The sequence below is a fragment of the Paraeggerthella sp. genome (assembly GCF_048427265.1).
Lineage (GTDB): Bacteria > Actinomycetota > Coriobacteriia > Coriobacteriales > Eggerthellaceae > Paraeggerthella > Paraeggerthella hominis.
On sequence record NZ_DBFOSR010000051.1, the window covers coordinates 23812 to 49949 of the forward strand.

General features: G+C 62.2%; 19 protein-coding genes. 14 read left to right on the top strand and 5 right to left on the bottom strand.

The features are described 5' to 3' along the window. Window positions 1-10: 10 nt before the first annotated feature. On the bottom strand, window positions 11-1534 hold the full coding sequence (locus tag ACMNI9_RS04945; protein WP_418831104.1) for a helix-turn-helix transcriptional regulator: 1524 nt from the start codon (window positions 1532-1534) through the stop codon (window positions 11-13). A gap of 1041 nt (window positions 1535-2575) precedes the next feature. Between ACMNI9_RS04945 and ACMNI9_RS04950 the strand changes: the two genes are divergently transcribed. The 5 genes from ACMNI9_RS04950 (at window position 2576) to ACMNI9_RS04970 (ending at window position 8031) form a co-directional block, all read left to right on the top strand. Beyond that, entirely contained in the window at window positions 2576-5023 is a 2448-nt protein-coding gene (locus tag ACMNI9_RS04950) for a DMSO/selenate family reductase complex A subunit (protein WP_114566193.1), read from the top strand. Between the two features lie 29 nt (window positions 5024-5052). Beyond that, complete coding sequence (locus tag ACMNI9_RS04955) at window positions 5053-5667, top strand: 4Fe-4S dicluster domain-containing protein (protein WP_114566194.1); 615 nt, start codon at window positions 5053-5055, stop codon at window positions 5665-5667. A gap of 171 nt (window positions 5668-5838) precedes the next feature. After that, the gene (locus ACMNI9_RS04960) at window positions 5839-6456 is read left to right on the top strand and encodes a 4Fe-4S dicluster domain-containing protein (RefSeq protein ID WP_216528731.1); all 618 of its coding nucleotides are present in this window, start codon (window positions 5839-5841) and stop codon (window positions 6454-6456) included. 45 nt (window positions 6457-6501) lie between these two features. After that, window positions 6502-7146, top strand: coding sequence for a Tat proofreading chaperone DmsD (gene dmsD / locus ACMNI9_RS04965; protein ID WP_114566196.1), 645 nt, complete (start codon window positions 6502-6504; stop codon window positions 7144-7146). 15 nt (window positions 7147-7161) lie between these two features. Then, window positions 7162-8031: a dimethyl sulfoxide reductase anchor subunit family protein gene (locus tag ACMNI9_RS04970; protein ID WP_418831084.1), complete on the top strand. Its 870-nt coding sequence runs from the start codon at window positions 7162-7164 to the stop codon at window positions 8029-8031. Here ACMNI9_RS04970 and ACMNI9_RS04975 read toward each other — a convergent pair. The 4 genes from ACMNI9_RS04975 to ACMNI9_RS04990 all read right to left on the bottom strand — a co-directional run bounded on the left by ACMNI9_RS04975 (window position 8028) and on the right by ACMNI9_RS04990 (window position 16473). Next, window positions 8028-11513: an EAL domain-containing protein gene (locus ACMNI9_RS04975; RefSeq protein WP_418831086.1), complete on the bottom strand. Its 3486-nt coding sequence runs from the start codon at window positions 11511-11513 to the stop codon at window positions 8028-8030. The genes ACMNI9_RS04970 and ACMNI9_RS04975 overlap by 4 nt on opposite strands. 401 nt (window positions 11514-11914) lie before the next feature. Beyond that, a complete protein-coding gene (locus ACMNI9_RS04980; protein ID WP_114566199.1) occupies window positions 11915-12784 on the bottom strand; it encodes a dimethyl sulfoxide reductase anchor subunit family protein in 870 nt (289 codons plus the stop codon). Continuing rightward, window positions 12784-13416: a 4Fe-4S dicluster domain-containing protein gene (locus ACMNI9_RS04985; RefSeq protein WP_216528734.1), complete on the bottom strand. Its 633-nt coding sequence runs from the start codon at window positions 13414-13416 to the stop codon at window positions 12784-12786. The genes ACMNI9_RS04980 and ACMNI9_RS04985 overlap by 1 nt, the downstream gene beginning before the upstream one ends. Window positions 13417-13419: 3 nt before the next feature. Next, window positions 13420-16473: a molybdopterin-containing oxidoreductase family protein gene (locus ACMNI9_RS04990; protein ID WP_114566201.1), complete on the bottom strand. Its 3054-nt coding sequence runs from the start codon at window positions 16471-16473 to the stop codon at window positions 13420-13422. Window positions 16474-16849: 376 nt separating this feature from the next. Here ACMNI9_RS04990 and ACMNI9_RS04995 point away from each other — a divergent pair, with 376 nt between their 5' ends. The 9 genes from ACMNI9_RS04995 to ACMNI9_RS05035 form a co-directional block, all read left to right on the top strand. Next, window positions 16850-18313 (top strand): response regulator transcription factor, encoded by a 1464-nt coding sequence (locus ACMNI9_RS04995; protein WP_418831089.1) that lies wholly within the window; start codon window positions 16850-16852, stop codon window positions 18311-18313. Window positions 18314-18319: 6 nt separating this feature from the next. Next, window positions 18320-18853 (top strand): LysR family transcriptional regulator, encoded by a 534-nt coding sequence (locus tag ACMNI9_RS05000; protein ID WP_114566203.1) that lies wholly within the window; start codon window positions 18320-18322, stop codon window positions 18851-18853. A gap of 122 nt (window positions 18854-18975) precedes the next feature. Next, a complete protein-coding gene (locus ACMNI9_RS05005) occupies window positions 18976-20763 on the top strand; it encodes a hypothetical protein (RefSeq protein WP_418831091.1) in 1788 nt (595 codons plus the stop codon). Window positions 20764-20805: 42 nt separating this feature from the next. Beyond that, a complete protein-coding gene (locus ACMNI9_RS05010; protein WP_418831093.1) occupies window positions 20806-21567 on the top strand; it encodes a hypothetical protein in 762 nt (253 codons plus the stop codon). Between the two features lie 14 nt (window positions 21568-21581). Further along, window positions 21582-22292 (top strand): TorD/DmsD family molecular chaperone, encoded by a 711-nt coding sequence (locus tag ACMNI9_RS05015; protein ID WP_114566206.1) that lies wholly within the window; start codon window positions 21582-21584, stop codon window positions 22290-22292. Then, on the top strand, window positions 22292-22933 hold the full coding sequence (locus ACMNI9_RS05020; RefSeq protein ID WP_418831095.1) for a 4Fe-4S dicluster domain-containing protein: 642 nt from the start codon (window positions 22292-22294) through the stop codon (window positions 22931-22933). The genes ACMNI9_RS05015 and ACMNI9_RS05020 overlap by 1 nt, the downstream gene beginning before the upstream one ends. Window positions 22934-22937: 4 nt before the next feature. Then, window positions 22938-23981, top strand: a complete 1044-nt coding sequence (locus ACMNI9_RS05025) for a 4Fe-4S binding protein (RefSeq protein ID WP_418831096.1) — start codon at window positions 22938-22940, stop codon at window positions 23979-23981. Between the two features lie 4 nt (window positions 23982-23985). Beyond that, window positions 23986-25248 (top strand): 4Fe-4S binding protein, encoded by a 1263-nt coding sequence (locus ACMNI9_RS05030; RefSeq protein WP_216528740.1) that lies wholly within the window; start codon window positions 23986-23988, stop codon window positions 25246-25248. Window positions 25249-25557: 309 nt separating this feature from the next. After that, on the top strand, window positions 25558-26138 hold a 581-nt coding region (locus tag ACMNI9_RS05035), incomplete at its 3' end, for a hypothetical protein (protein ID WP_418831098.1).

Consider the following 26138-nt stretch of genomic DNA (forward strand, 5'->3'; position numbering starts at 1 on the left):
AGATGCGCGGCTATTCTCGCAGGTCGTTCGGGTCGAAAGACTCAATCAGATCCAAGAGCTCTTGCTTTTTGTGGATGGCCAGCTTGGCGTAGATGCGCTTCGAGTGGGTGCGGATGGTGTTTTCCGACACGATCAGCTCTTCGGCGATGCGCGCGACCGTGTTGCCTCGCGCGATCAGCTCCATGACCTCGGCTTCCCGCGCGCTCAGGCGGTAGTGCTGCTGCAAAAGGGCTGCTTGTTTGGAAATGCGGTCCTGGTAAACGGGCGCGGCGTCGGCGCTTGTTTTAGGGGATTCCGCACGTGCCGCTCGGCGCTTTTTCGGCGGATCGGGCGTTGCGGCGGAGCTGTCTGCCGGTTCGTTGGAGGCGGGCGACGCGTCGACGGGTCGCATTTTCTCGTCGCGCGGACGCAGGGCGACCAGCTCGATGCTTGCCGCCGCCTCGTGCTGTGCACCTTCTCCCGCATGGCGCAGAATGCGCTTGAAACCGCCCTGCCCCACGAAGTACATGAGGCCCAGCAAGTATACGGCCACCAGCGCAATCACGGCGATCGGCGTAATTCCCGTAACCATGATCTGCTCTGCGAAGGTTCCTCCGGCAAAGCCCACGTCATGCAGCACGTACACGATGCCCGCGAAAAAGCCGTAGATGAACACCGGGTTGATGCCGCGGTCGCGCGACGCTTGCGCGCATTGGATCATCATGAGCATGATGGCCACGCTGTACACCGCATACAGAACGGCGGCCAGCCAACGCTGATATTCGACCGGGAAAAACGGCAGCAGCAGAAACGACGTGATAACGAAGGGGAAGAATATGCGGTACGCCCCCACGACGTTCACGCGCAGGTTCTTGAACTGCCACAACACCAGAAGCACCACCGCGGCGGTAAGCGATCCGCCCATGGACAGCACGTTCACCAGCGATCCCACCGAAGGTTCCCCGATGGCCAGCGCCCGCATGATGCCCGTGCAGAATCCCAGCGCGCCCACGCACAGGGCGCTGCGCCAATAGTCTTCGATTACGCGCTTGTATACGCGCGGATGCTCGCGGGGGATGTCCTGGAACATGGATTGCTCGCGGTCGATCTGGCGGCTTTTCAGCGCGATGGTCAGCCCGAACAGCGGCAGGAACACCAGGGGGATGAGAAATGCCGTCACCGCCTGGGGAATAAGGTACAGCGAAAAATACAGCAAGGCTCCCCATGCCGTGCCCAAGATGAGGTCGCGGTTGCCCGAATCCGAGTCTTGGCTTGCGAACACGCGCTGCCACAGCATGTAGAACCCGGCGGAGCCCAGGCCCAGCAGCGCGCCGCCGGCAACCACGAGCGGAAGCTTGTATCCGTCAAGATAGATGGCGGCTATCAGGCAGCACCATCCCAGCAGGTAGGGCATGGTGGCCAGGCGCACGATGAAGGTGCGCGTAGGGCCGGGGAAGAAGTACACGCCCAACGCGCTGGCGAAGTAGCTGAACGAGAACACGAGCGATTGCGCCAGGAAGAACCAGAACACGATCTGCGGCGTTTGGAACTCCATGGGCAGGAAGGGGAACACGCCGCCCCAAACGCCGGCGGCGTTGATGGCGATGAACAAGCCATAGCCGAGCGACGTGACGTTCGGCTTGAGGATATGGGCGATGCTCTTAATGGACACGGTTGCTCCCTGCAAGGTTGAAGAGCGTTTGTGCCTGTGCAGTATACCCGACTTCGATGGTGCGGCAAGCGATTCTCGGGCTCGGCTTGCTGGCGCAGGGGGCGCTCGCGCGCATGGCGAGGGGGTTTGCGACCGCGTGCGGGTATGCGGGCTGCGCCGCGGGCGGCGGTTGCCGCGTGGATGCCGCTCTGCGATGCGGACGCAGCGCGCACGACCCTCGATGCGTTCGATTGAGCGCTGCTCGCGGCGTTGGCGCCACCTGACGAGGGCCCGCGCACTCGCGAAATCGGGTTTCGTGGTAGGTTTTGACGGTTTGAGGTCGTTGTGCCGGGCCTTGGCTTCGTTGTTGTTCGGCTCGGTTTTTGTTTTGCCTGGTCAGAAGGCCGCGCTTCCGCATTGCGTTTTCGATGACGCTCGCGCAGTCGGGTCAGACGACCTCAAACCGTCAAAACCTGCCAGCAAAGCCGGTTTTTCGTGCGCGGCATGGCGATTTCTCGCTGACGGCGGTTTGGTTTGCGGGTTGGCGCTGTCTCTGGCTTGATCGCGGATCGCGTTTCCACGCAGGCGCGCTGTTGGATCGGGCACGCGAGATGTGCCCTGCGGCACGCGGAAGAAGCCTCCTGCGTCGGCGCCGTCGTTGGCGCGCCGTGTTGCGCCGTGCTGGTGCTTGCAGGGCCAGTTGCTTGGTGACGACCGTATGTGACAGTCTCTGACCTGGGTATACTTCAAATTCGCATATTTTATGTGACACGCCGGCAAGCGCCCTCTCCTAGAATGACGACAGCTTTTGAGCAAGGGGGAGGGGCTGAGCGCATCGTTGCCTGGTGCACGGGCTTCCGTCTCTTTCCCGCTCGGAAGGCTACGGTTCGCAGGACGAGGCGAGCCGGTTGGCAAGACGAGGAAGATAGAGGAGAGGGAGGGAACATGCTAGGTTCTAATGACTCCACGCTGTCGCGCCGCACGTTCGTGAAGGGCTCGACGCTCGCCGGTCTGGGCGCTGCCGCGCTTGGCAGCGGCGCGCTGTTCGGCTGCTCGCCTAAGGCGGAGGCGCCGAAGGAAGAGGCCGCCGACGCAAAGGTGACGGGCGCGAACACCGTGGGCGCCGAGGAGACCATCACCTGGGGCCACTGCGCCATCAACTGCCCGGGTCGCTGCAGCTTGAAGTTCCACGTGCAGGACGACGAGGTTGTGTGGGTTGATACCTACACCAGCTCCGATGCCGGTTTCGACGATCCGCAGCCTCGCGCATGCCTGCGCGGCCGCAGCTATCGTCGCTGGATGAACAGCCCGGACCGCCTCAACTACCCCATGAAGCGCGTCGGTAAGCGCGGCGAGGGCAAGTGGGAGCAGATCAGCTGGGAAGAGGCCATCGAGACTTCCATGACGAAGCTCAAGGAAGTTATCGAGAAGTACGGCAACGAGGCCGTGTACGTCCCGTACGCTACCGGCGTGTCCGCAACCACGTCGCGTCCGTTCAACCGCGTGCTGAACTTGGTGGGCGGCTACCTGAATTACTACAACAGCTATTCCACGGCGCAGATCTCCTGCATCACGCCGTACATGTACGGTGCCAAGGGCAACGGTGGCAGCTCCTTCAGCGCTGCGCGCGACTCCGCCCTTATCCTGATCTTCGGCTCCAGCCCCACGGAAACGCGTCAGGGCGGCCTGACCACGCACTACGACTGGGTGAGCCTGCGCGAGAAGACCGGCGCGAAGATCTACATGATCGACCCCCGCATGAACGACTCCATCATGGGCCACTCCGACCAGTGGCTGCCCATCAACCCGGGCACCGACGCCGCGCTCGTTGCCGGCATCGCCCATGAGCTGATCGCCAACGACATGGTGGACCTCGACTTCCTGCACACGTACTGCGTGGGCTACGACGAGGAGACCATGCCCGAAGCGTACCAGGGCAAGAACATGTCCTACCGCGCCTACATCATGGGCGAGGGCTACGACATGGTGGAGAAGACCCCCGAGTGGGCCGCGAAGATCACCGGCATCCCCGCCGATCGCATTCGCAGCTTGGCTCAGGAAATCGGCACCACCAAGCCGCTCTACGTGAACCAGGGCTGGGGGCCGCAGCGCCGCAGCAACGGCGAATGGACGGCCTGGTCCATCATGACCCTGCCGTGCCTCGTCGGCCAGGTGGGCCTGCCGGGCACCAGCAACGGCACGCGTGAAGCGCGCAACGCTCCTTCGCTCGGCTCGCTGCCCAAGGGCGACAACCCGGTAAAGGCTTCCATCCCGTGCTTCCTGTTCACCGACGCTATCGATCACGGTCCGGAAATGACCTCGAAGAACGCAGGCGTCAAGGGCGTCGATCAGCTGTCCACCGGCATCAAGTACATGATCAACTACGCCGGCAACTGCTTGACGAACCAGCATTCGGACATCAACAAGGCACACGAGGTCTTGGCTGACGAGTCCAAGTGCGAGTTCATCCTGGGCGTTGACACGGTGCTGTGCGATTCGCTCATGTACGCCGACATCATCCTGCCCGACCTGTTCCGCTTCGAGCAGACGTCGCAGATCGCCACCGGCTCCGACACGGGCTACATGATCACGGGCACGGCCTGCACCACGCCGAAGTTCGAGCGCAAGACCGCCTACGAAATGGCCGAGCTCATGGCCGACAAGCTGGGCGTCAAGGACCAGTTCACCGAGGGCAAAACCGAGGACGACTGGATCAAGAGCATCTACGAGACCTCGCGCGAGAAGGACGAGAAGCTTCCCACGTGGGACGAGGCCGTGGAGATGGGCGTGTACACGCGCGACTACGCTCCGGTCATCTCCATGAAGAAGTTCCGTGACGATCCCGTGGCCAACGCGCTCGAGACGCCGTCGGGCAAGATCGAGATCTTCTCCGAGAAGCTGCTGCAGTTCACCGAGGGTTGGGAACTAACCGAGGGCGATACGCTGTCCGGCATGGCGACGCTGCCCCCGATTCCCGTGTACGTTCCCGAATGGTACGGCGTGGAGACGACCACCGACGAGTATCCGCTGGTGCTCAACGGCTTCCACTATCGCGGCCGCATCCACTCCTCGTGGGGCTTCATGCCCGAGCTGAAGGAAGTCAACCCGCAGGAGGCATGGATCAACCCGGCCGACGCGGCTTCCCGCAACATCAAGCAGGGCGATACCGTGCAGGTCAAGAACGAGTTCGGCTCCATCGAGCTGCTGGCGAAGGTCACGCCGCGTACGCTTCCGGGCGTGGTGGCCGTGTCCCAGGGCGCTTGGTACGACGGCGACCGCAAGGGCGGCGTGGACAAGGGCGGCAGCATCAACACGCTGACCACCCAACGTCCCTCTCCTCTGTCGAAGGGCAACCCCCAGCACACGAACATCTGCCAGGTTGCGAAGGCGTAAGCGGCGAGCTTCAGGAAGGATGATATATCATGTCTCAAATGGCATTCTACTTTGACGGCACGCGCTGCACCGGTTGCAAAACCTGCGAGATGTCGTGCAAGGATTTCAACGATCTGGGCGTGGGCCTGACGTTCCGCAAGGTCTTCGAGGCCACGCTGGGCGAGACCACGCGCGACGCCGACGGCGCGATCACCACGACGTGCGTCAGCTACCCGGTGTCCATGTCGTGCAACCACTGCGACAGCCCGGTCTGCATGGCCAAGTGCCCGCAGGCGGCTATCTCGAAGAATTCCGAAACGGGCTTCGTCGAGGTTGACCGCGAGAAGTGCATCGGCTGCGGCACCTGCGCTCTGACGTGCCCTTACAGCGCTCCGAAGGTCGACGAAGAGGCCAAGAAGTCGGTCAAGTGCCACGGTTGCGCCGATCGCGTTGCCGCCGGCATGAAGCCGGTGTGCGTGGAGGCCTGCCCGGCTCGCGCCCTTGACTTCGGCACGGCTGAGGAGATGGCGAAGCTGGGCGAGCGCGCCAACATCGCGCCTTTGCCCGACGTATCGGAAACCACTCCGAACTTCTTCGTCAAGGCTTCTGCCGACGCGCAGCCGGTGGGCGGCGCCGAGGTGGTCAACCCGCTTGAGGTTGCGTAGGCTCTATCGCCTGAATGCGGACGGTCGACGGGCGTGCGGCTCTCTTGCCGAGGGTTCGTGAATCCGCTCGACGTTCCGTAGGACAAAGGCGGGGTACGCTAAAATAGGCGTGCCCCGCCTTTTCGGTAAGGGGCGTGCGTGCTCGGATGTTGACGAAAGGGGGATCGTTGCATGTCTCAGCGGGCATTCTTTTTTGACGCGTCGCGCTGCACCGGGTGCAAAACCTGCGAGTTTGCCTGCAAGGACGCATACGATCTTGACGTGGGCACGGCGTATCGCAAAGTGTACGAATACACCGGAGGCGAAACGGTTCGCCGGGGCGACGGTTTCGCCACGACGTGCTTCGCGTACAGCGTGTCGGTGTCGTGCTGCCATTGCGAGAACCCGGCATGCGTGCGGGTGTGCCCGACCGAAGCCATGCATAAAGAGGCCGAATCGGGCCTGGTGCTGGTGGACGTGCGTCGCTGCATTGGCTGTGGGTACTGTCACCTGTCGTGTCCGTACAACGCCCCGAAGGTCGATCGCGAAAAGGGGCATTCCGTGAAATGCCACGGTTGCCGGGATCGCATTGACGAGGGGAAGAAGCCGGTGTGCGTTGAGGCTTGCCCGGCGCGCGCTTTGGATTTCGGCCCGTTCGAAGCCATGGAGAAACTTGGGCGTCGCGCGGACATCGCCCCGCTTCCCAAGGCTTCGGCAACGGCTCCGAACCTGTTCGTGCGGCCGTGCTCGGACGCACGGCCATCGGAGTCGAAGGACGGGCGCATCGTGAATCCGCTTGAAGTGCTGTAGCAAGCAAGCCGATAGAAGACAAGCATGAGGGAGAGAGGACTGCTCATGGAGGAACACAAGGATCTGGTGCTCGAAGCCGTTGCCTTTACGGGCGAAACGCTCGCGCCGTTTTTCTTGCAGGACCCGAAAACGGGCGATGCGAAGGAGGCGTTCGCCGCGATGGCTGCGCTCGATGCCGCCGCTGCCGCTGCCGAATGGCCCTTTGCGGATGAGGAAGAGGCGCGTCGCGACCTGGGCTTGATTGCGCAAGGGCTTGCGAATGGCATCGACGATGAGGCTTTGGTCTGGGAGTATCGTCGCCTGTTCATCGGCCCCGCCGTGAAGCCGGCTCCCCCGTGGGGCTCGGTGTACACGGATCGCGAGTGCGTGGTGTTCGGCAAGAGCACGCTTGAGCTGCGCGCCTGGATGCGCGAGCAGGGTATCGAGCGCCTGGTGGACGATAAAACGCCCGAGGATCATATCGGCCTGATGCTTGCGCTTATGGCCTGGATTGCCCGCGAGAAGCCGGAAGCGCTCGACGATTTTATGCGCTTGCACCTGCTTACCTGGTCTTCTCATTTTCTCGGTCAGCTGGCCGAAGCAGCCGAGCAGCCGTTTTACGAGGGCCTTGCCCGCCTGACGAAGGCGTCGCTTGAGGGGATTCAAGACGAGCTGGGGCTCGAGGTTGTCTATCCGCGGTTCTACCGCTAGAGGACGCTTGTGATCATGGGATTCGACACCGCTTTCAGCGAGATCACGCTGGTGCTGTTCACGACGCTTGCGCCATCGGGCGTTGTCGCGTACCTCTGCATGGCCGTACCCGTGCTGGCGCGCGGAACCGATGCGGCCATGCGCCAGCGCCTCAACGTGTTTCTTGCTGCTCCGTTGGTCGTATCCATGGTGGGCTTGGTGGCTTCGGCCACGCATCTGGGAAATCCTGCGAACGCGCTCTACGTGTTTTTAGGCGTCGGGCGCAGTCCGCTTTCCACTGAGGTGTTCTGCGCGGTGCTGTTCTTGGCGCTTGCCGGTTTGTACTGGCTGTATTGCTTTGCCGAGCATCCGCGTCCCTTGTTGCAGCGTCTGTGGCTGATGGCGGCGATGATCGCTGGCGTTGGATTTGTGATTGCGGTTGCTTTTGCGTACGCGGCCGAAACCATCGCGTCGTGGCACACGGTTTACGTTCCGCTTAACTTGATATTGAATTCCCTGGTCGGAGGCCCTGTTCTTGCGATTGCGGGCCTGTGCGCGGCGGGATATGGGGGCGTGCGCGGTCGTTGGGGCCGAGTTTTGGTTGCCGCAGCCGCAGCCGCTCTTGCGCTCAATGTGGGAGGCTTTGTTTTGCAGGGGGCCGAGCTTCCCCTTATCGGCAACTCGTTTACCACGGCGGCCGACCTGGTTCCGGGGTTCGGGGCGATGGTCGGCGTGTTCGCCGCTGCGGGCGCGCTGGCTGTAGGCTTGGACGCGTTCGCCCTGTGGGGCTGTTCGCGCTTGAGCATGCCCGGCGCGCTTGCCGCGGCGGGGTCTGCCCTGGTTGGCATTTTCGTCATGCGCTTTGCGTTCTACATGATGCACATGACCGTGGGAATGGGCATCTAGGGAAGGTGGTCGTGGCCGTGCGCTTGCTGCTGGTTGGGATCGTGCACGAAGAAGCGGCCCTTCCCCGCTTCCTTTGCCCGCCGTAGCGCCACATCGGCTTTTTCGTAGGCCTGCTCGAAGCTGGTTGCGTGATCGGGAACAAGGGAGACGCCTGCGCACACCGAAAGGCCAATGACCTGGCCGGGTTCGGCTTCCGTTTCCCAGGTTCTTTCGCACAACGCCCGCATGCGCTCGGAAGCCTCTTCCTTTGAAATGCCCTCGCAGTACGCCACGAACTCGTCTCCATCCCAGCGACAGATAAGGGATTCCTTGCAAAGGGCCGTGCGGAGGTGGCGGCTCATGTGCGAGAGCGCGGTGTCTCCGCATAGGTATCCGTAACGGTTGTTGATCGACTTGAAGTTGTCCAGATCGATGATGGCGAAGGCTCCCACGGCTTTTTTCTCAACCGTTTTTTCAATCAGGTTATGGATGCGCGTCATGCCCGTTTGGCGGTTGGGCAGGCCGGTAAGAGCGTCGTGATCAACCTGGCTTTCAAGTTTCAGTTCGCGGCGTTTGCGCTGGTCCACGTCGATTGCGTACAGGTAGACGTACACGTCGCCGGTTTCGTCGAAGCGGATCAGGTGGTAATTGAGCTCGGCCCAAAACGCGGTGTCGTCGATCAGGTCTTCGTCGGCGCTTTCCCCGTCTTCGTAAAACGGCGAGAACTCGAGCTTCGCTTGACGGTATTCCAGCTTGCGCGAGCTTATGCCTTGCGAGAAATCGTCGAGCATGCGGCTTTGGTCCAGGAACGTGCGCACTGCTTCTTTGTCGTGGTTCGTTCGGATGGCGCTTTTCAAAACGTCATCCACGTCGTACATGCTCCAGTCTTCGAAGCGCACGCCAAGTTTTTCGTTCAGGAGCGCTCGGTCCTGCTCGTTCAGGAACGCCTTGCGCGAAAGGTTGATGTACCAATGGTTCATCGCCGGAGCGCCCAGCAGCTCGAATGCGTGGCCAAGCTGCGTTACGGATCCGAGCGAGGCCATGGCGTGCATGCGCTGCTTGGTCACGTCTTCCACCGAAGCGTAGAACAGGCGGCGCTCCTCTTGATGGCTCAGGAAAAACACGCGTGCCTTCATCCACATGAGATCGCCGTTGATGCGGTAGCGGCGGGCTACGCCTTGCGCCCCGGTGACGGGGTGGCGTTCCGCCTCGTCGAAGACGCTCATCACCATGCCCAGGTCATCAGGGTGAATCTGCTTCCAGATGACAGTCTGGCGCTCCTTGAGGGCGGCCGGGTTGCATCCGGTTACATGATAGTAGGCGTTGTTCACTTGCAGCAGCTCGTAGTGGTCGTCGTACACGGCGTACACGGCCATGCCTCCAATGAGGTTGTTCAGCATGGTGCGGCTGATGCCGTTGTCTCGCATGAGGGCCTGCATATCTATGGCGGGCATTGCGGCATCGAGAATGCCGTGGCGATCGATGGCGTCTTCGTCGCTCAAAAGCGCTTCGAGATCCGTTGTGCACATGGGCTTGTGGAAATGGTAGCCCTGGGCGTATTCGCAGCCGATGTCCTGCAGAAAATCGACCTGCTGCTCCGTTTCGGCTCCTTCGGCGACAACGCGAAGGTCAACAAGCCGGGCCATGGATACGATGGCTTCCAAGATGCTTTCGCCCCGACGAGCGTTTCTTTCTTGGGAGAGGAACCCCATGTCGATTTTCAGCACGTCGACGTTGATGTCCTTGAGCATGTTGAGCGACGAGTACCCGCTGCCGAAGTCGTCCATGAAGATGACGTATCCTAAGTTCCTCAACCGATTGACCATGTCGGTTATCTTTTCGTCTTCAGCGTACGCGCCTTCGGTTATCTCGATTCCCAGAAGCGATCTGTCAATCCCGTAGCGCCTGGTCAGGTCTTCGATGGCTTCCGGCACGTCGATGGTGTGGATGTCTACGCGCGATACGTTCACGCTGACGGGCAGCGGGTCTATGCCGCGGTTGATCCAGTCGCGCAGCTGGCGGCACACGGCTTCCCATACGTACAGGTCGAGCGACGTCACGAACCCGTTTCGTTCGAGCACCGGGACGAATTCGCCGGGCGCGACGATCCCTCGTTCGGGGTGCTTCCACCGCGCGAGCGCCTCCAGCCCAACGATGCGCCCCGTGCGGGTGCTGCATTGCGGCTGCCAATAGGGAACGAACTCGCAGTTTTCCAGAGCCCGCTTGACTTCCAGCAGGATTTTCGTTTCGCTCTCCAGCGCTTCGGTCATGAACGGCCGATAGCGCGATACGCGTTTGGTGTACGATCCTTTGGCGTTGTTCATCGCCGTCATGGCGTGGTCGCAGGCGGTGATGACGGGCGTTCGTGGATAATCGATCTCGCAGATGCCCAGGGCAGGTTGGAAGCCGATGGCGTCTTCGGAGTCGAACGGGGGCATTCTCAGCCGCTTCTCAACGCTTTCCTGCGTGACCAGGCCGCGTGGAAGGATCAGGACGAAGTCGTCCCCGCCAAGATGCCCGGCGATTCCGCCCTTGGCGCCCGCGATATCCGATACGTGGTCGGCTATGGCGCGCAGCATGTCGTTGCCGGCTTCGTGTCCATGCCATTCGTTGTACAGCTTGAAGTGCTCGATGTCCACGTAGACGGCTTCATACACGATGCCAGGCGTGCTTTCCAGCAGCTCTTCGGCCTTTCTGTACAGCGTGCCCGCGTTGTACAGGCCGGTTAGCTGATCTCGCTCCCTCAAGGTGACGAGATGGGCATTCTCCAGGCTGTCTTCCCGCAGCTTCACGTTTGCGTCGATGTCGCAGACGAAGCACATGACCACGATTTCGCTGTCGGGGCCTCGCTTTACGGGAACGACGCTTTGCGAGGTCCAGGCCCAGTCGCCTGATTGCAAGCTTTTGCGGAACTCCCCTTGCAGCGTTCCGCCGGCCTTGTCCAGGCGCTCGGGCATTGTTTCGAGGTTCCAGAATTCCAAAAACCGCTGCATGTCGTCGGGGTGCACGAATCCTTCGAACGTTTTTTTCGGAGTGCCGCCGAACGAGCCTTCAGGCGGCAGCGTTTTGAATTTGCCGGGTTCGTTGCAAAGCGTTTTGTACGTTTGCTCGGTGAGGTTGATCTCGAACAGCTCGTCGTAGGAAAGGGGCTCTTTGAGTGCCGTGAACAGGTTTTCTCCTCCGGTGCTAATCGGGCGGCTGGAGAACAAGACGCAGGGGCCGTGCTTGAACCAATCCAGTTCCAGGCAGGTGGTTTCGTACCACTGCTGCAGTCGATCGCTGAACACGGCGGCTTGCGTAACGCGCTCGTTCGCGCCTGGCTGCCAGGGGCAGTCCTTGCACGGTTCCGATTGGCTTCGGAAGCTTTCGTAGCATCGCGCGCCGATGCGCCCGTTGGGAAACACCCTTCGGGCTGCTTGGTCGAGGTGCACGATACGGTATTCGTGGTCTATGACGTATACATGTCCGGTCGACGCGTTGTTGTGGAGGCGAGTGCGCGGCATGTGGTCTCCCTTTGATTCTGCTGGTTGCTCCATTGTAGAGCCTTTGCGTAATGGTCAAGGCCAGCAGCGACAAAAAACGGGCATTCTCAAGGGAGAGATCCGAATAAGCGGGAAGCGGTCGGCGTCGTTCGCTTCCTTTCGAGGCTCGTTCGTTGAAGATGCCGGCCCTTGGCTTTCCAACGCGGAGGGAGAAAGGGGGAAACGCAAAACCAGGGGCCGGCTGTTGATCTGTCGCGTTGATTCGGAAGGGAGGGAGGAGAGCCTTGTCAACGCGACGATAGATCGGCGGAAACGGGGCGTTGGGGGAGGGAGGGGCCCCGCTTCCGCCGATCTTCCCGGTGCTTGCAGCTTGATGCCGGGAAGATCGGGCGTCCGGCGCCCGAAGGCGCCGGGATGAAGCGCTAGTACAGCAGGAACACCGAGTATCCCAACTGGTAGATCAAAACCCTGAACAGGAGCGACGTTGCCACGGCTACGATGGCTGCCACGATCATGAGCGTCTTGGACGCGCCGACCTTCTTCTTGGCAACGAGGGCGCACGCAAGGGCAAGCACGGCGCATACGAGGGCCAGCCAGAACATCATCGCTCCGTCGCCGGTGGTCATGACCGCCAGCAGGCTGTCCACATGCACCGGCGCGGTGGTCATCTGCGTCGGGTCGGCGTAGTGGCCGTAGGAGGCGATGGTCGCCGTGGCGCAGGCGGCCACGTAGATCAGGTCGCCCACCAGCTGGGCGATGGCGCCGAAGAACGTCAGCTGGATGGCCGTTTTCTCGACGGCTTCGTCCTTTTTCAGAACGGAGATGAACCACAGGGCCACCGGGCCGAGCAGGCAGGCGTTGCCCAGGTAGAAGGCGATGAGCGCCATGCCCCATGCGGGACGAGCCGGCATCAGGTAGGAGTGGGCGGTTGCGAACACCATGCCGACGGCCACGACCAGCGTGACGATGGCCAGCCACTTGGGCAGAGCCTTGTCACCGCGCAGCATCGCGAACCAGATCACGATCACGATGCCCAGCGCCACGCACCCGATAAGCTCCTGGGTGATGCCGGACGTGATGTGGCCGAAGCCGTTGAAGATGCGCTCCCAATGCTCCAGGTGTAGGAAGGCGCCGATGCCGCCGATCACCAGGGATGCGAACGACGTGACGAGCGCCGGCATCTGCAGGTTGCGACCCTGGCCCTTGATGGCCAGGATGGACATGCTGGCCAGAAGGCCGCACGTCAGGCAAACGAACAGCGTGAAGATAACCAAAGGCCACTGAGTTTCCATTACTCATCACCTCCTTCCCAATGATGGTCGCGCAAGATGAACGAGAACGCCGGGTCGTTGCCCACGTTGGGCAGGTGGTAGATATCGGACTCCTCGAACGGCTCCAGGAATTCGGTCATCTTGCGCTGCTTGTCGGCCGAGTCGAACGATCCCATGTAGGAATCCAGGCCCTCTTCCGTGTCGCCCACCCAGCGAGCGTTGCCGCCGCACTGGCTGACGCACTGGGGCAGCTCGCCCTGCAGAAGCTTCTGCTCGCACAGCGTGCACTTCTCGACGACCTTTTCCTCTTCGTTGAGGTAGCGAACGCCGTACGGGCAGGCCATGACGCAGAACTGGCAGCCGATGCACTTTTCCTTATCGATCTGGATGGAGCCGTCCTCGGCCACATGCGAGGCTTCGGTCGGGCACACCTTCACGCACTCGGGGTTCTGGCAGTGCTGGCAGCCGATGGGCAGGAAGTACATGTACACATCGGGGAACTGGCCCGATCCGCCCGGGATGGGGTTCGGCCCCACGCGGACGACTTTGTTCCAGTAGTTGCCGATGGGCACGTTGTTCACGGCCTTGCATGCAACCGAGCAGGCCAGGCAGCCCACGCAACGGTTGAGGTCGGTGATGATAGCCTTCGTCATGTCTTACTCCCTCCCTTCGTAGACGGGCAGCCATTCCTTCAGACGGGGGTCGTCGGAGGTATGGATGATGGGCGTGCCGTTGCTGTCGCACGGCACCGGGTTGTTGAACGGCGAGTTCTCAGGCGTTGCCTTGTAGATCTTCACCTGGTAGGCGCGCAGGTTGGACGTACCGGAGTGCGGGTCCTGGGCGTCGTGGTCGATCAGCTGGTTGACCTGCGAGAACTGGAATCCGTGGCCAGCGTCTTGCACCTCGGGGTACCACCAGGTGTGCTCGAGGTTGATAACGTCCTCGTCCACACCGTAGTACAGGTCGGCCACTTCGCGTATCTTGCCCCACTCGGTTTCGATCCACACCCAGTCGCCCTGCTCGATGCCGTATTCCGCAGCCGTCTTGGGATTGATCTCCACGCGGGGGACCGGCCACAGCTCGCGGCACCAGGGAAGCTGGCGATGCTCGGAGTGGAAGTACACCGGAATGCGGCGACCGGTGGTAGCGGTCAGCGGGTACTCCTTGATGCGGTCGCCGTCCTTCGGGCCATGGGGCGGCTCGACCCAGCTGGGCAGCCACCAGTCCTTGCGATCGGGATGGTGGGATTCCATGACGGTGGACCAGATCTCCTGCTTCATCGTGGGGGTGAACCAGCCGGGCTTCCAGTCGCCGATGCCCTTGCCGGCCGTGTAGTCCAGGCGGGCCCACACGCGGTCGCGTGCGCGCATCGCGCCGGTCTGGTAGCGGCGGTACGTGCCCCAGTTGCGCGGCTCGATGTCCTTGGCCTGCCACCAGCCGTGCTCCTGGAAGGCCGCCACGTACTCGTCCCACGTCTTGTACTTGGGCTTGACTTCCGCCATCGGAACGCCGTGGCGCTCGTAGGTGGGAACGCCGTTTTCAACATGCCACGTGGTGTAGGTCAGCTCGTCGTCGGTCAGGAGCTTGATGGAGTCGTCGAGCTGCCACTGGATGTCGGGCCACTCGTTGCCCGGCTCGTCGGTCCACTTCCACTTCATGCGGCGCGCCAGATCCATGACGATCTCGGGGTCGTACTTGGCTTCCGCGGGCGGCTGCACGCACTTGACGGTAGCGCCCATGGCGCCGGCGGAACCCTGGCTTGCGCGGGGCGAGTTGAGCTCGATCCAGTGCGCAACCGGCAAGATGATGTCGGCGGTGTCGTTTTGCGGCGTATGCCACAGGTTGAGGTCCACGAAGAAGTCCAAGGACAGCAGAGCTTCCCAAGCGGTGGTGCTGTTGGATTGGCTCATGAAGTTGCCGGACTCGTTCCACAGCGCGCGCACCGGGTACGGATCGCCCGTGAGCACGGCGGTCCACAGCGAGTGGCTGTCGCACCAGTACTGCCACCAGCTGATCAGCGGGAACTTCTCGATGCCGATCTGCTTCTGGTTGACTTCCGCCGGCGGGGTGGATGCGCCCGGAGCCCAGGCGCTGAAGCCCTGCAGGTCGCCGTCGATGGGGACGATTGTCGGGCCGCGGTTGCCGCCCGGGGTGTCCATGTTGCCGGTGATACCCACCAGGTTGTCGAAGGCGCGGCAGTTCTGGATGGCGTTGCAACCGTGCTCGACGGCCAGCATGTACTGGATGCCGCCGTTGCCGTAGCCGGTGGACGGGTCGAGGCGCGTGCCGTACGCCGTAGCGGCGGCTTCGATCTCGGAAGCGGGGATGCCGGTGATTTCCGCGGCAACCTCGGGCTTGAACTCGGCGGCGCGAGCCTTGTAGTGCTCCCAAACCGGCTTGACCTTGTGCTTCTTGCCGTCTTTGAGCTCGATTTCGAACTCGCCCTCAAGAGCGGGGTCGATGGCGGGGTCGAACGGCATGGGGTCGGGCAGCCAGCCCTGGGTCTGGCCGGGCAGCAGGTTGTCCTGCGCGGCCTCGCGGCCCTGGCGCGCCTTCTCGGAGTCGTAGTTCTCGCCTTCCCAGAAGCCGCCCGTCTCGTCGATGACGCCTTCCTGGTCGGCGTTGAACCAGGTGAAGGGGCCGTACTCGTGCTTGACGCCCTCGGCGGCAAGCTTCTCCCAGTTGTTGTCGTACACGAGGAACTTATAGGGGCTGCCGCCCTCTTTGACGTCGCTTTCCTTGAGCAGGTGCGTCTTCACGTCCCAGTACGAACCGTCGGTGCGGACGGTGGGGAAGCCGGACGGCTCGATGTCCTCGCATACGAGGAACGGCGCGTTCGTCCACTTCTTGACGTACAGATCGTCGTAGAGCTTCTTCTCGATAATGACGTTGGTCCAGGCCAGCGCCAGTGCGCCGTCGGTGCCGGGACGCAGGTGCTGCCAATAGTCGGCTTCCTTGCCCATGTTGGCCATGCGGGGGTCGCAGCTGATGTGGATATCGGCGCGCGACGCGACGTCGACCGTGGTGCGGCAGGAGTCGTCGTAGTTGGACAGCTCCGAAGCGCCGCCCCACTGTACGTATACCTTCGGTCGGGTGATGGTTTCCATCCAGGACATGGCGAACTGCGACACCATGGTGGTGGCGAAGTGGCGCGGGCCCTTGCAGATCTGCCACGCCTCGATGTTGTTCGGCGTTTCCAGCATGTTCTTCAGAATGGACTCCGAGTGCATGCACCAGATGCGCGAGGTGCCTACCTGGCAGGCGATCGACTCTCCGCCGTACTTGCCCTTGATCTCCATGAAGTTGCTGATGATGGTTTCCATCGCCTCGTCCCATGTGATGCGCTGCCAGCCGGGCTCTTCGCCCTTGGGGTTGGTGCGCTTCATGGGGTAGTGCAGACGGTCGGGGTGGTACGCGGCCTGGATGGACGACTGCGATTTCGTGCAGCAGTTGCCCATCGATTGATACGCGCCCTCGTCGCCCTCGATGCGGATGGCGCGGCCGTTCTGGACGATGACCTTAACGCCGCATTCCATTTTGCCGCAGCCGCGGCAGCACGTCTTCACGGCGACGGTGTCGTTGCCGGAAACTTCGCTGTACGTCTGGTCTGCCAACGCCGTACGCGTCGACGCGCCGAACGCGGCGACGGTTGCGCCCGTGATGGCTGCGGTCTTGACGAACGTGCGTCGAGACATGGTCAGTGTATCCATACTCCTCCTCCTTCTCCTTGCTTCTCGTCTTCTCCTCGTCTGCGGATGAGAGGGAAGGGGGCTGCCGTGGACCGTGGCCCGACGGTGCAGAGTCCCTCGTTTCCGCGGTCATGACCTTACGGATGCGAGGGGGTTGCGAGCATCGCTTAAAGCTTGCGAGGGCGGGATCAGCGCATCATAAATTCTTATGATTTTGCAATCATGAAAAAGAACAGGTGCATTTGACCTGGTGTTTTACTGCTTGGTCTCTAAAATATCTCGAAACTAGGATAAATGCGCCCACGAACGCGCCCGCCGCTTTTTCGTATAATCGAACGCGCCGGCAGAGGGGCTGGCGCAAGAGGCGTTTCTCATTGGCTCGAGGGGTGGGGGGAGCATGGAACAGCTTCGTACTGCATGGGATTCCACGTTGGGAAAGCATCTTTCCCTGAAACGCGTAGCGGGCCTGGCCTTGCTGTGGCTTTGGATGATCATGATGTTCTACAGCATTGTGCCGTACGGGTTTTCGTCGGACGTGCGTGGTTCCTTGTATGCGAGTTTGCTTGTATCGCTGGTGACCATGGTGGTCACCATGCTGTTCGTGGTCGTGATCGTGCGGCGCGAGCGGATATGCCAGAACCGGTCCGTTGTGGCGGGGTCGGCCGTGATGATGTGCTTGGGCAGCGCGCTCACGCCGTTCTCCGATCCGAACACGCCGACGGGTATGCTTGTTCTGGGCATCAGCGCCATCATGACCGGCACGGGGTCCGCCGTTTTGTTCCTGTGCTGGATTGAGCATCTGTCCAGCTTGGGCGGACGTCTTGCCCTGGTAGAACTTGCCATGTCGCTGTGCATGGCGTTCATTGCGGGCTTCATTCTTATTACCACTCCGCCGCTTCCCGCCATCGTGGCCGTGGCGGCGGTTCCCATTGGATCGGCGTGGCTGCTTCGATCGTGTTCGCAAAGCGACGTCCAGCTTGTTAAGGAAACCGAAGAGCCTTTGTCTCGGAATACGATTGCGCTGTTCGTGAAGTCGCTTGCGGGGGCGGCCCTTATCGGTGCGCTGGCGGGTTTTTTCGACGTGGTCTCGGGGTGCAAAACCTATGAAGTGCAGGATATTTTCGGAGCGTACCTGTTTCTTGCCGGGTTCATCGGCGCACTGGCGGTGTGCCTGATCGCGGTGTTTCTGCACCGCGACAGCATCTTCTTCTCGTACCGGCTTTCCATGCTCATGCTGTGCCTGGGCTGCTTGTCCACGCCGTTTCTGGCGGACAACAACACGTATTCGAGCGCGCTCATATTCGGCGGATACCATTGCTACGTCATGGTGCTGTGCGTGGTATGCATCGACGTGGCAACCAGTTTCAAGATTGGGGCCGCACGAGCGATCGGGCTGGGATTCGTTGCCCTGTACGGCGGCGAAACCATGGGATCCTTGCTCGCTCATTCCCTGGAGGCTACCGGCATCCCCCTGTTCGATCTTACCGTGGTGACGTTGGTGGCCGTGTCGATCCTGTTCATTGCGCATCTGTTCCTGTTCACGGAAACCGACCTGATCAAAATAGGCATTGGCGAGGTCAGCATGGTCGCGCCTGTTTCGGAGGACGCCGAGGAAAGCCGGGAAAGCCAGGTTGATCCTTGCGACGTTATCGCCGATCGCTTCAGGCTTTCGCCGCGCGAAACCGACGTCTTGCCGCTTTTGCTGGAAGGGCGAACCATATCGCGCATTCAGGAGACGCTGTTCATATCGGCGGGAACGGTCAGCACGCACATCAGGCACATCTATCAGAAGACCGGCGTGAACAACCGCCAAGAGCTGATCGATTTGGCGCACGGCTCGCTTGAGGACGGGGCGGTTTAGCGCGCGATGGAAACGACTTACCTTCACGAATACGTATGCGTTGCGCGGCTGGGCAGTTTCACGGCTGCTGCGGGCGAGTTGCACCTTACCCAGTCGACGTTGAGCAAGCACATCGCCGTGCTCGAGCGCGAGTATGGGGTTGATTTGTTCGTGCGCGAACGCAGCGGCGTACGGTTGACCGAGGCGGGAAGGGTTCTGTACGCCCAGGCCGTGAAGCTAGAACGCGTGCTTGCGCAAACCCGAGCGCTTTTGCAGGCCGTGCCTTCGGGAGTCGTTTCCAATATGGGCGTGGTTTGGGACGTTCGACGCAACACCGAGCTGCGTTGCAAGTGCCGTCGAGCGGCCGAGAAGTTCGGCTTGACCGATCGGGAAGCGGGGGCGCTCGTTCTTTACCTGGAGGAACGCGGGTTCGACGGCATCCAGGAGGAGCTGGGCATCGGGCGCGACGACGTGGCCGAGGTTCTGGGCGGCGCGTACCGGAAGCTCGGCGCGGAGGGCAAGCAGGAAGCCCTTGATCTTATCCATTCCATTTCGGAATGATCGTAGACCCGACCGAAGCGGTTGGGCATACTGGGACGGTAGCTGAGCACTTGATACGAAGCTGGGGGGCTTCAAGGCAGAGGGCTTCATCTTTGGAACTGCAAGAAGATGGAGGCCTGACAATGAGTGCTGATACTGTTGCATCAGTCGAAGACGTGATGCGATTTCTTTTGGATTTGGACGACGGCGCCTGCGCGCGCATCGAGCGTCCTTCATCCGTCGATCTTACCGATGCGCTTTTGGCGAAAGCGAACCAGCGGGCTGCCGCCGGCGCGCGCGTGCTCGTCGTGTGCGCAGATACCGTGGCCGAGCGCCGCTACCTTGATCGCTTGCCCGCGTACCCGGCTTTGGACGCCGCCGCCGTTTCCACGATGGAACGCGTTGCGCTTCGCGTGGCGGCGTTAGACGGGGTGCGCGCGGCAACGAATCGCGATCCGCGCATTTTGGACGCCAACGAACTTGACGTGCTCATGGAGGACATGAAGGTGAGCGGCCTCAAGCCTCGTCGCCTGCGCGAAATGCTCAAGTTCTTCTACAAAGGCTTGAGCGAGTACGCCAACGAGCAGGACGATTGGCTGATCAACTACGAAGAGCAGCATTTGTTCGCCATGCTGTCTGAGAACATGGAAGTGCGTCGCGCCATGTTGCCGTTCGAGGCGTCGGCCTTGGCGTACCGCGGCATGGTGGAGGCGGGCGTCGAGCGCGAAAGCCTGATGGTGCTCGTGGACGACTACGGCACGCTGAGCAAAGCGTCCCAGCGGCTGATCGAGCACCTTGCCACCGATGGGATGGTGGTTGCCGGAACGACCGCGCCCGTATGCAACGCCGACGAAGCGTATCCGCATGGGGAGGGGTTCCGAACGTTCGCCGAACGCCGCGATGCCGTATGCGTGCGCGTGGGCGAAGCCGCCCAGCCGGTGCGCACGTGCGCGGTGCTGGACAGTCCGGTGGACGAATTCGCGTTCGTGACCGATGCCGTTGCGCAGCGTTTGGAAGAGGGCATGGACCCGAGCGACGTGCTGGTGGCCGTTCCCAACAAAACGTGGGCGTCCCAGATTGCATCGGCGCTCGAGCGGCGCGGCGTGGCCGTCTGCGTGGACGCAGGACCTGCGAAGATCAAAGGGGACCCTCGCACGCCGGGCGCGTTTTCTCACATGAAGCTTGCCGCCTTCCTGCGCTTGCACGCCAATCCGAACGACCTGCCGGCGTTGCGGTCATGGCTGGGATTCGGCGACTGGCTGCTTCGTTCCGATGCGTTTTTGGAGCTTATGGCGTATGCGCGCAACCATGAGACGACGGTGCCGCAGGCTATTGCGGATTTGCGTCGCGTGCCCGATGCCGAGCGCGCTTCCGAGGTGTTCGGGAAGCTGGACGCTCCGTTGGACGAGCTTGCCGCCCTGCAGGATGCTTGTCGATCCGGTTTGACGCGCGACCAGGCCGTCACGCTGTTCGAGAGCGCTGGCATGTTGCTTACGCCTGCGCAGCAGGCGCTGTTGGGCGACGACCCCAACCATGCTGACATTGACGGACTTGCCGCGAGCGCGTTCGGCGGCCCGGTGCGATCGGGCGACGGGGCCGGCGTGGTGGTTGCGCCGTACCGACGCTGCCATGGGCGCTTCTCGCGCGCGACGTTCGTGACCGGCTTGGTGGGCGGGTTCCTTCCGGCGCTTGACGCGGTGGACGACAAATTCACCATCGACCATCGCCGTGCTGCCCTGGAGCGCGAGCGCGCGCTGTTCGAGGACGTTGCCGCTACGGCTCAGGACCAGACTGTATGCACATGGTTCAAGCGCGACCTCTTGGAGAACACTGCGTCGTTGAACATGCAAACCGGGCGCGTGTTCGTGAAGGACGACGTGCGCTACGCGACGCTGGTTCCCTCCGAGTTCGTTTCCGGCCTGGCATCTTAGCAGGACGACTTCTTCGCACCATTCAATTGAAAGGAACATGATATGAGCGATATGGACGTGTTCGTCATCGACGACGATTTCGATCCCCTAGCCGATCTCGAGCTGGTGGAGGAGGGCGAGGGCCAGGAAACCGACTACATGCCCCCCATCCCCGATGCCGACAAAAGCGTGATGCCCGAGGTGGTTCCCTTGACGCCCCAGGAGCGCATCGAGAAGCTGCTGGCGGGCATTCCGGGGCAGCAGTTCCGCCTGCTGCGCGCGGTGGAGCTGTGCGTCGAGCCGAAGACGCTCGACGAGGTGGTGGAAGTGCTCGACGTCGAGCATCCGCAGCGCGCGAGCGTGTACGACGCCGCGCAGGTGGTGCGGCTGCTGGAGCGCGACGGCGCGCTGGAGCGGCTTGAGGACGAGGCGTCGACCGATGAGCCGCCGGTTGAGCAGGATCCGGAGGCGGACTACCTGGTGGTGACGCCTGCTCCCTTGGCTCGCTTCGTTGCGACGGAGGCGGGGCTGCAGGCGGTTGCCGACCATGTGGGAGAGCGCGTGGTCGTGGACATGTTGAACGAGGAGCCGCAGTATCTGCCGCTGTACCGCACCATTCTTGAGATGTGTTCGGTCGAGGGCGGTGGTAGCACCAAGGAGCTGAACGCGGTCGTCGACGTGAACCCGCTGTGCGAGGAGCCGCGCCGTTTCTGCACGTACTTTTTGGGCAAGCTCGAAACCGCTGGCGCTTTGGTCTGGCGCGATGCCTGGGTGGTTACCGACTTGGGCGCGCGCGTGTTCGCATCCGATATCTTCGCAAACTAGAACGGGGGAGCATCATGTCTCAGGATCAGGAAATCAGTTTCGTCGACGTTCTGCGCGGCCGCATGGCAACGTACCAGTTTCTCTCGCGTTTGTTTCGCGTTGAGGTCGACCAGGAGCTCTACGATACGCTGCTGGCGATGCGCTTTCCGGCAAATACCGGAAACGACCTGGTAGACGAGGGGTACCGTCTGATATGCGGATACTTGAGCCGCGCCGACGGCCCGGTTCTCACCGAGCTGGCCGTCGACTACGTGCATGCGTTCATCGGGTCGGGCAACGACGGGTTCTCCGCTGCGTATCCGTTCGAGTCGGTGTACACCAGCCCGAAGCGCCTCATGATGCAGGATGCGCGCGACGAGGTGCTGGTGCTGTACCATGCCGCCGGCCTGGACAAGCAGGAAAGCTGGAAAGAGGGCGAGGACCACATTGCGCTGGAGCTGGAATTCGAGCAGATTCTTATAGAGCGCGCCGTTGCGGCATGCGAGGCCGACGACGAGGACGCGTGCTTCAAGCTGCTTTTGTCGCAGCGCAACTTCCTGGAAGATCACCTGCTGGCGTGGTACCCCATGATGGCGAAGGACATGGAGAAATTCCCCAAGACCGACTTCTATCGCGGGTTGGGCAAGCTGACGCTGGGCTTCTTGCAGAACGACCTGGAGTTCCTTGACGCTGTTCTGGCCGAGAGGGAGGAAGCGGTCGCTGCTGTCGAGGGCGAGGTTGCGTAATGGCCGCTCATGACGAAGAGGTTGAATCCGGCGCCGGTCCTGCAGTGTCGCGCCGCACGTTCGCTTTGGGAGCGGTGGGGGCATGCGCTGTCATCGGCTTGGGCGGAGTGAAGTACCTTCCCAGCAAGACGCTGCTGCGCCCTCCGGGGGGCCAGGACGAGGAGCAGCTTGTTCGAGGCTGCTTGCATTGCGAGCGGTGCCGCGAGATATGCCCGAAGCATGCCATAGCCCCTGCTCATCTGGAAGACGGCATCTTGAACGCCCGTACGCCGCGCATGGATTTCAAAGCGGGTTGGTGCGACTTCTGCGAAAACGAGCCGGGCGGTCCGAAGTGCGTGGCCGTGTGCCCCACCCATGCGCTTTCGAGCCCCGACCCGTCGAAGGCCATCATCGGCAAAGCGGTGCTCGTGCGCGATTGGTGCTTGGCACAGCGCGGAATGGGGTGCCACGAATGCGTGGACGTGTGCCAGTACGAGGCGATCGAGCTGGGCTACGACGGCGTTCCCGTGGTGGATATGGACGCCTGCAGCGGATGCGGCGCGTGCGAGCTGGCGTGCATTTCGTTGAGCGCGGGCTCCATCGGCGTGGGCGCGACCGATCGCGCCATCGTCATCAAGCCGGTCGATGAAGTGGAGGCGTAGGGCTATGAAGAAGTTCAACACGTACCGGCTTCGCTTCCTGATCATGTTGGCCATGGTCGCCGTTGTTGCCGTGGGGTATTTCACGGCGGGCAGCATCGGCAACCTGTGCGGCATCGGGTTCGAGTCCATTACGCTTTTGTGCCCGCTGGGCGCGCTTTTGGCTATGATCGCGGAGCGGACGGCCATCCCGATGGCCGTTGTGAGCGTGGCGGCCGTGCTTGTGGTCTGCGTTGTTCTGGGAAAGGTGTTCTGCTCGTGGGTGTGCCCGGTCCACTTCATGTCCGGCTTGCGCCGAAAGAAGGGCAAGAAGGCTTCCGGCAGGCGCGCGGCCGAAGGTGCGGCCCACCTGGACGCAGAGGCGTCGGATGCCGGAGAGGCGAGGGCCTCTGCCGAGCCCGCCCCCTTGACGGCGTCCGAGCGCAAGGCTTTGGGCGGATGCGCAACCTGCGCGTCTCCGTGCGGCAAGAGCAAGGGCATCAAGATCGATAGCCGTCACGGCATTCTGGCGGCCGCGCTGGGGTCGACGCTGATCTTCGGGTTCCCCGTGTTCTGCCTGATCTGCCCCATCGGCCTGACGTTTGCGACGGTGCTGCTGGTCATGCGCCTGTTCGCGTTTGGCGACGTCACGTGGACGGTGCTCGCGTTTCCCGCCATCATCCTCATCGAGATACTGCTGCTGCCGAAATGGTGCCAGCGCTTCTGCCCCCTAGGAGCGCTGCTTTCCCTGTTCAGCGGGTTGAATCGAACGTTTCGGCCCCAGGTGAACGCGGAAACGTGTCTGCGCGAGTCGCAGGGGAAGGCGTGCAACCTGTGCAAGAAAGCATGCCCCGAGGGCATTAACCTGCACGACGTTGCGGCGGGGGAGACGACGCTCAACGATTGCAGCAAGTGTCGGGCGTGCGCCGACGTTTGCCCCGAGCATGCCATCACGTTTCCCCTATTTTCGAAGAAGGCGGCGAAGGCGTCGATGATCGCTGGGGAAGCCGAGCCTGTTCAGGCGGATGGGCCTGCTGACAAGGCGGCCTCGTCCGAGGCGGAAGGGAGGTAGCGCCATGTCCTTGATCGACGGTTTGCTGGCGATGCTGGGCGCTATCGAAAGCGATGCGCTGGCCGTGCACGAAGAGCGGTGCATTTCGGTGCGCAACAGAAACGCGTCGTGCCTGCGGTGCGTGGAGGCTTGCACGTCGGGCGCGATAGCGTATCGCGACAACCAACTGAAGGTGGAACCCGATCGGTGCATAGGCTGCGGGACGTGCGCTACTGCGTGCCCGACCTGCGCCATCGAGATTCGCAACCCCACCGATGACGAATTGACCTCCTTGATCAAAGGGTCGATCGTGGCTACGAAGGGGCATCCGGTCATCGCGTGCGAAACCGCGCTGGCCGCTTTCGAGGCTCAAGTTGCGGCGGCTGCGCAGAAGACGCGCAAGCCGTTCGGCGCGCGCGGTCACGAAGAGCCGGCGTACGACGCGGCGTGCGTGGTGGCGTTGCCGTGCTTGGGCCGCGTGGATGAGTCGGCGCTGGTGGGGATAGCTGCTTACAAGGCGCTCGACGCCACGCTCGTGTGCGGTGATTGCGCGTCGTGCGCGCATGCGCCCGGCGGCGCGCTGGTTCGCCAGGTGGTTGATAGCGCGTGCAACATGCTGGAGGCGTTTGGGTCGAACATGCCTGTTGACCTGGTTGATCAGGTGCCGGAGCGCGTGTGCTGCGTCCAGGGGGGCGTGTCTCGCGATACGGGAGGCGTGTCGCGGCGCGATTTCCTGCGCACGGCGAAGGACGGGTCGGCACGAGCGGCGGGCGCAGCCGTGCAGCAGGAGGTTGCTGCGGTTTTGGGGGAGGATGCGAAACCGGTGCCCGTTGCCTACCGAAAGGTGAACAAGGACGGCACGCTGTCTCATTTCGTTCCCACAAGGCGCTTGCGCCTGTACAACTACCTGAAGCACATCGGCGAACCGGTGGCCGACCAGGTGGAGACGCGCGTGATCGGGGCCGTTTCGATCGACGAGGAGGCGTGCAGCGCATGCCGCATGTGCGCCGTGTTCTGCCCGACCGGGGCCATCGTGAAGATGGACGAAGGCGACGCGTTCGGCATCATCCATCGTCCGAGCGCCTGCATGCAGTGCCGCCTGTGCGAGCGTATCTGCCCCGAGCAGGCCATCAAGGTGAGCGGCCTTGTTCCCATCAGGCAGTTCATGGGCAAAGAGGCCGTGTGCTACGCGATGAAGCGTCCTTCGTGGACGCCGAACCGACCCGCGTCGATGTACGATAAGGTGCACTTCATGATCGGCGAGGATTTGGAGATGTGCATGTTCTAAGAGGTTCCGGCGGTCTGGCGGCCGTCGGAACTGCTCGACGCTGCGGGACGTTGGGATACCCAATCTTGCCCCTTTTTCGCTTACCCTCACGTGCAAAAGCACGCTCGGCCGCGAAACGGCGCAACCTTGGGCGTCCCAACGGCCCTCGCTGACTTACTGGGCCAACCTGTTTTGCTGGTCCGATGGCTGATGGAACCCCCTCGCTGACTTGCTGCGCCTACCTGGTTCTGGTGTCTGCTCGTGGGAGCCGGGTTGTCGCTGTGGGGTGGGTGATTCGACACGTTTTCTGGAAGAGATTGAGGATTCGACATGATCAAGTACACGCTGCCTGATTTCACGGTGGGGCTGGGGCTTAACCTGTTCTTCATCAGGTTGCTTGAGCAGCGCCCCGATTGGTTCCAGGACGGCGTTGCCATCGACAGCGTGTACGGATGCTTTCCCAACTGCATCATGAACGGCGGTCGCGCTTACGTGCGCGAACGTGCGTCGAAGGCACAGATGGACGAGGCGTTCTCTCTGTTGGAGGAGCGCGGCGTGAAGCCGCGGATCACGTTCACAAACATGCTTGCCGGCAGCGAGCACTTGGGCGATGCGTACTTCAACGAGATTCTTGAGGTCGGCGCGCGGCATGGAGCCGAGGCTATCGTGTACGCGGATGTCGTGGGCGATTACATTCGCGCGAACTTCGGAATGAAGCTGGTGCTGTCCACCACGCGCGCGATCGAGGATGCGAGTGCGGTGAACCGCATGCTCGATCGTTACGACTACGTGGTGCTCAACTACAATCGCCACAAAGACGCGGCTTTTCTTGCGGCTATCGAGGATGCCGCCCGGGTGGAGGTGATGGTCAACGAGTTTTGCCAGCGCAACTGCCCGCATCGTCAGGAGCA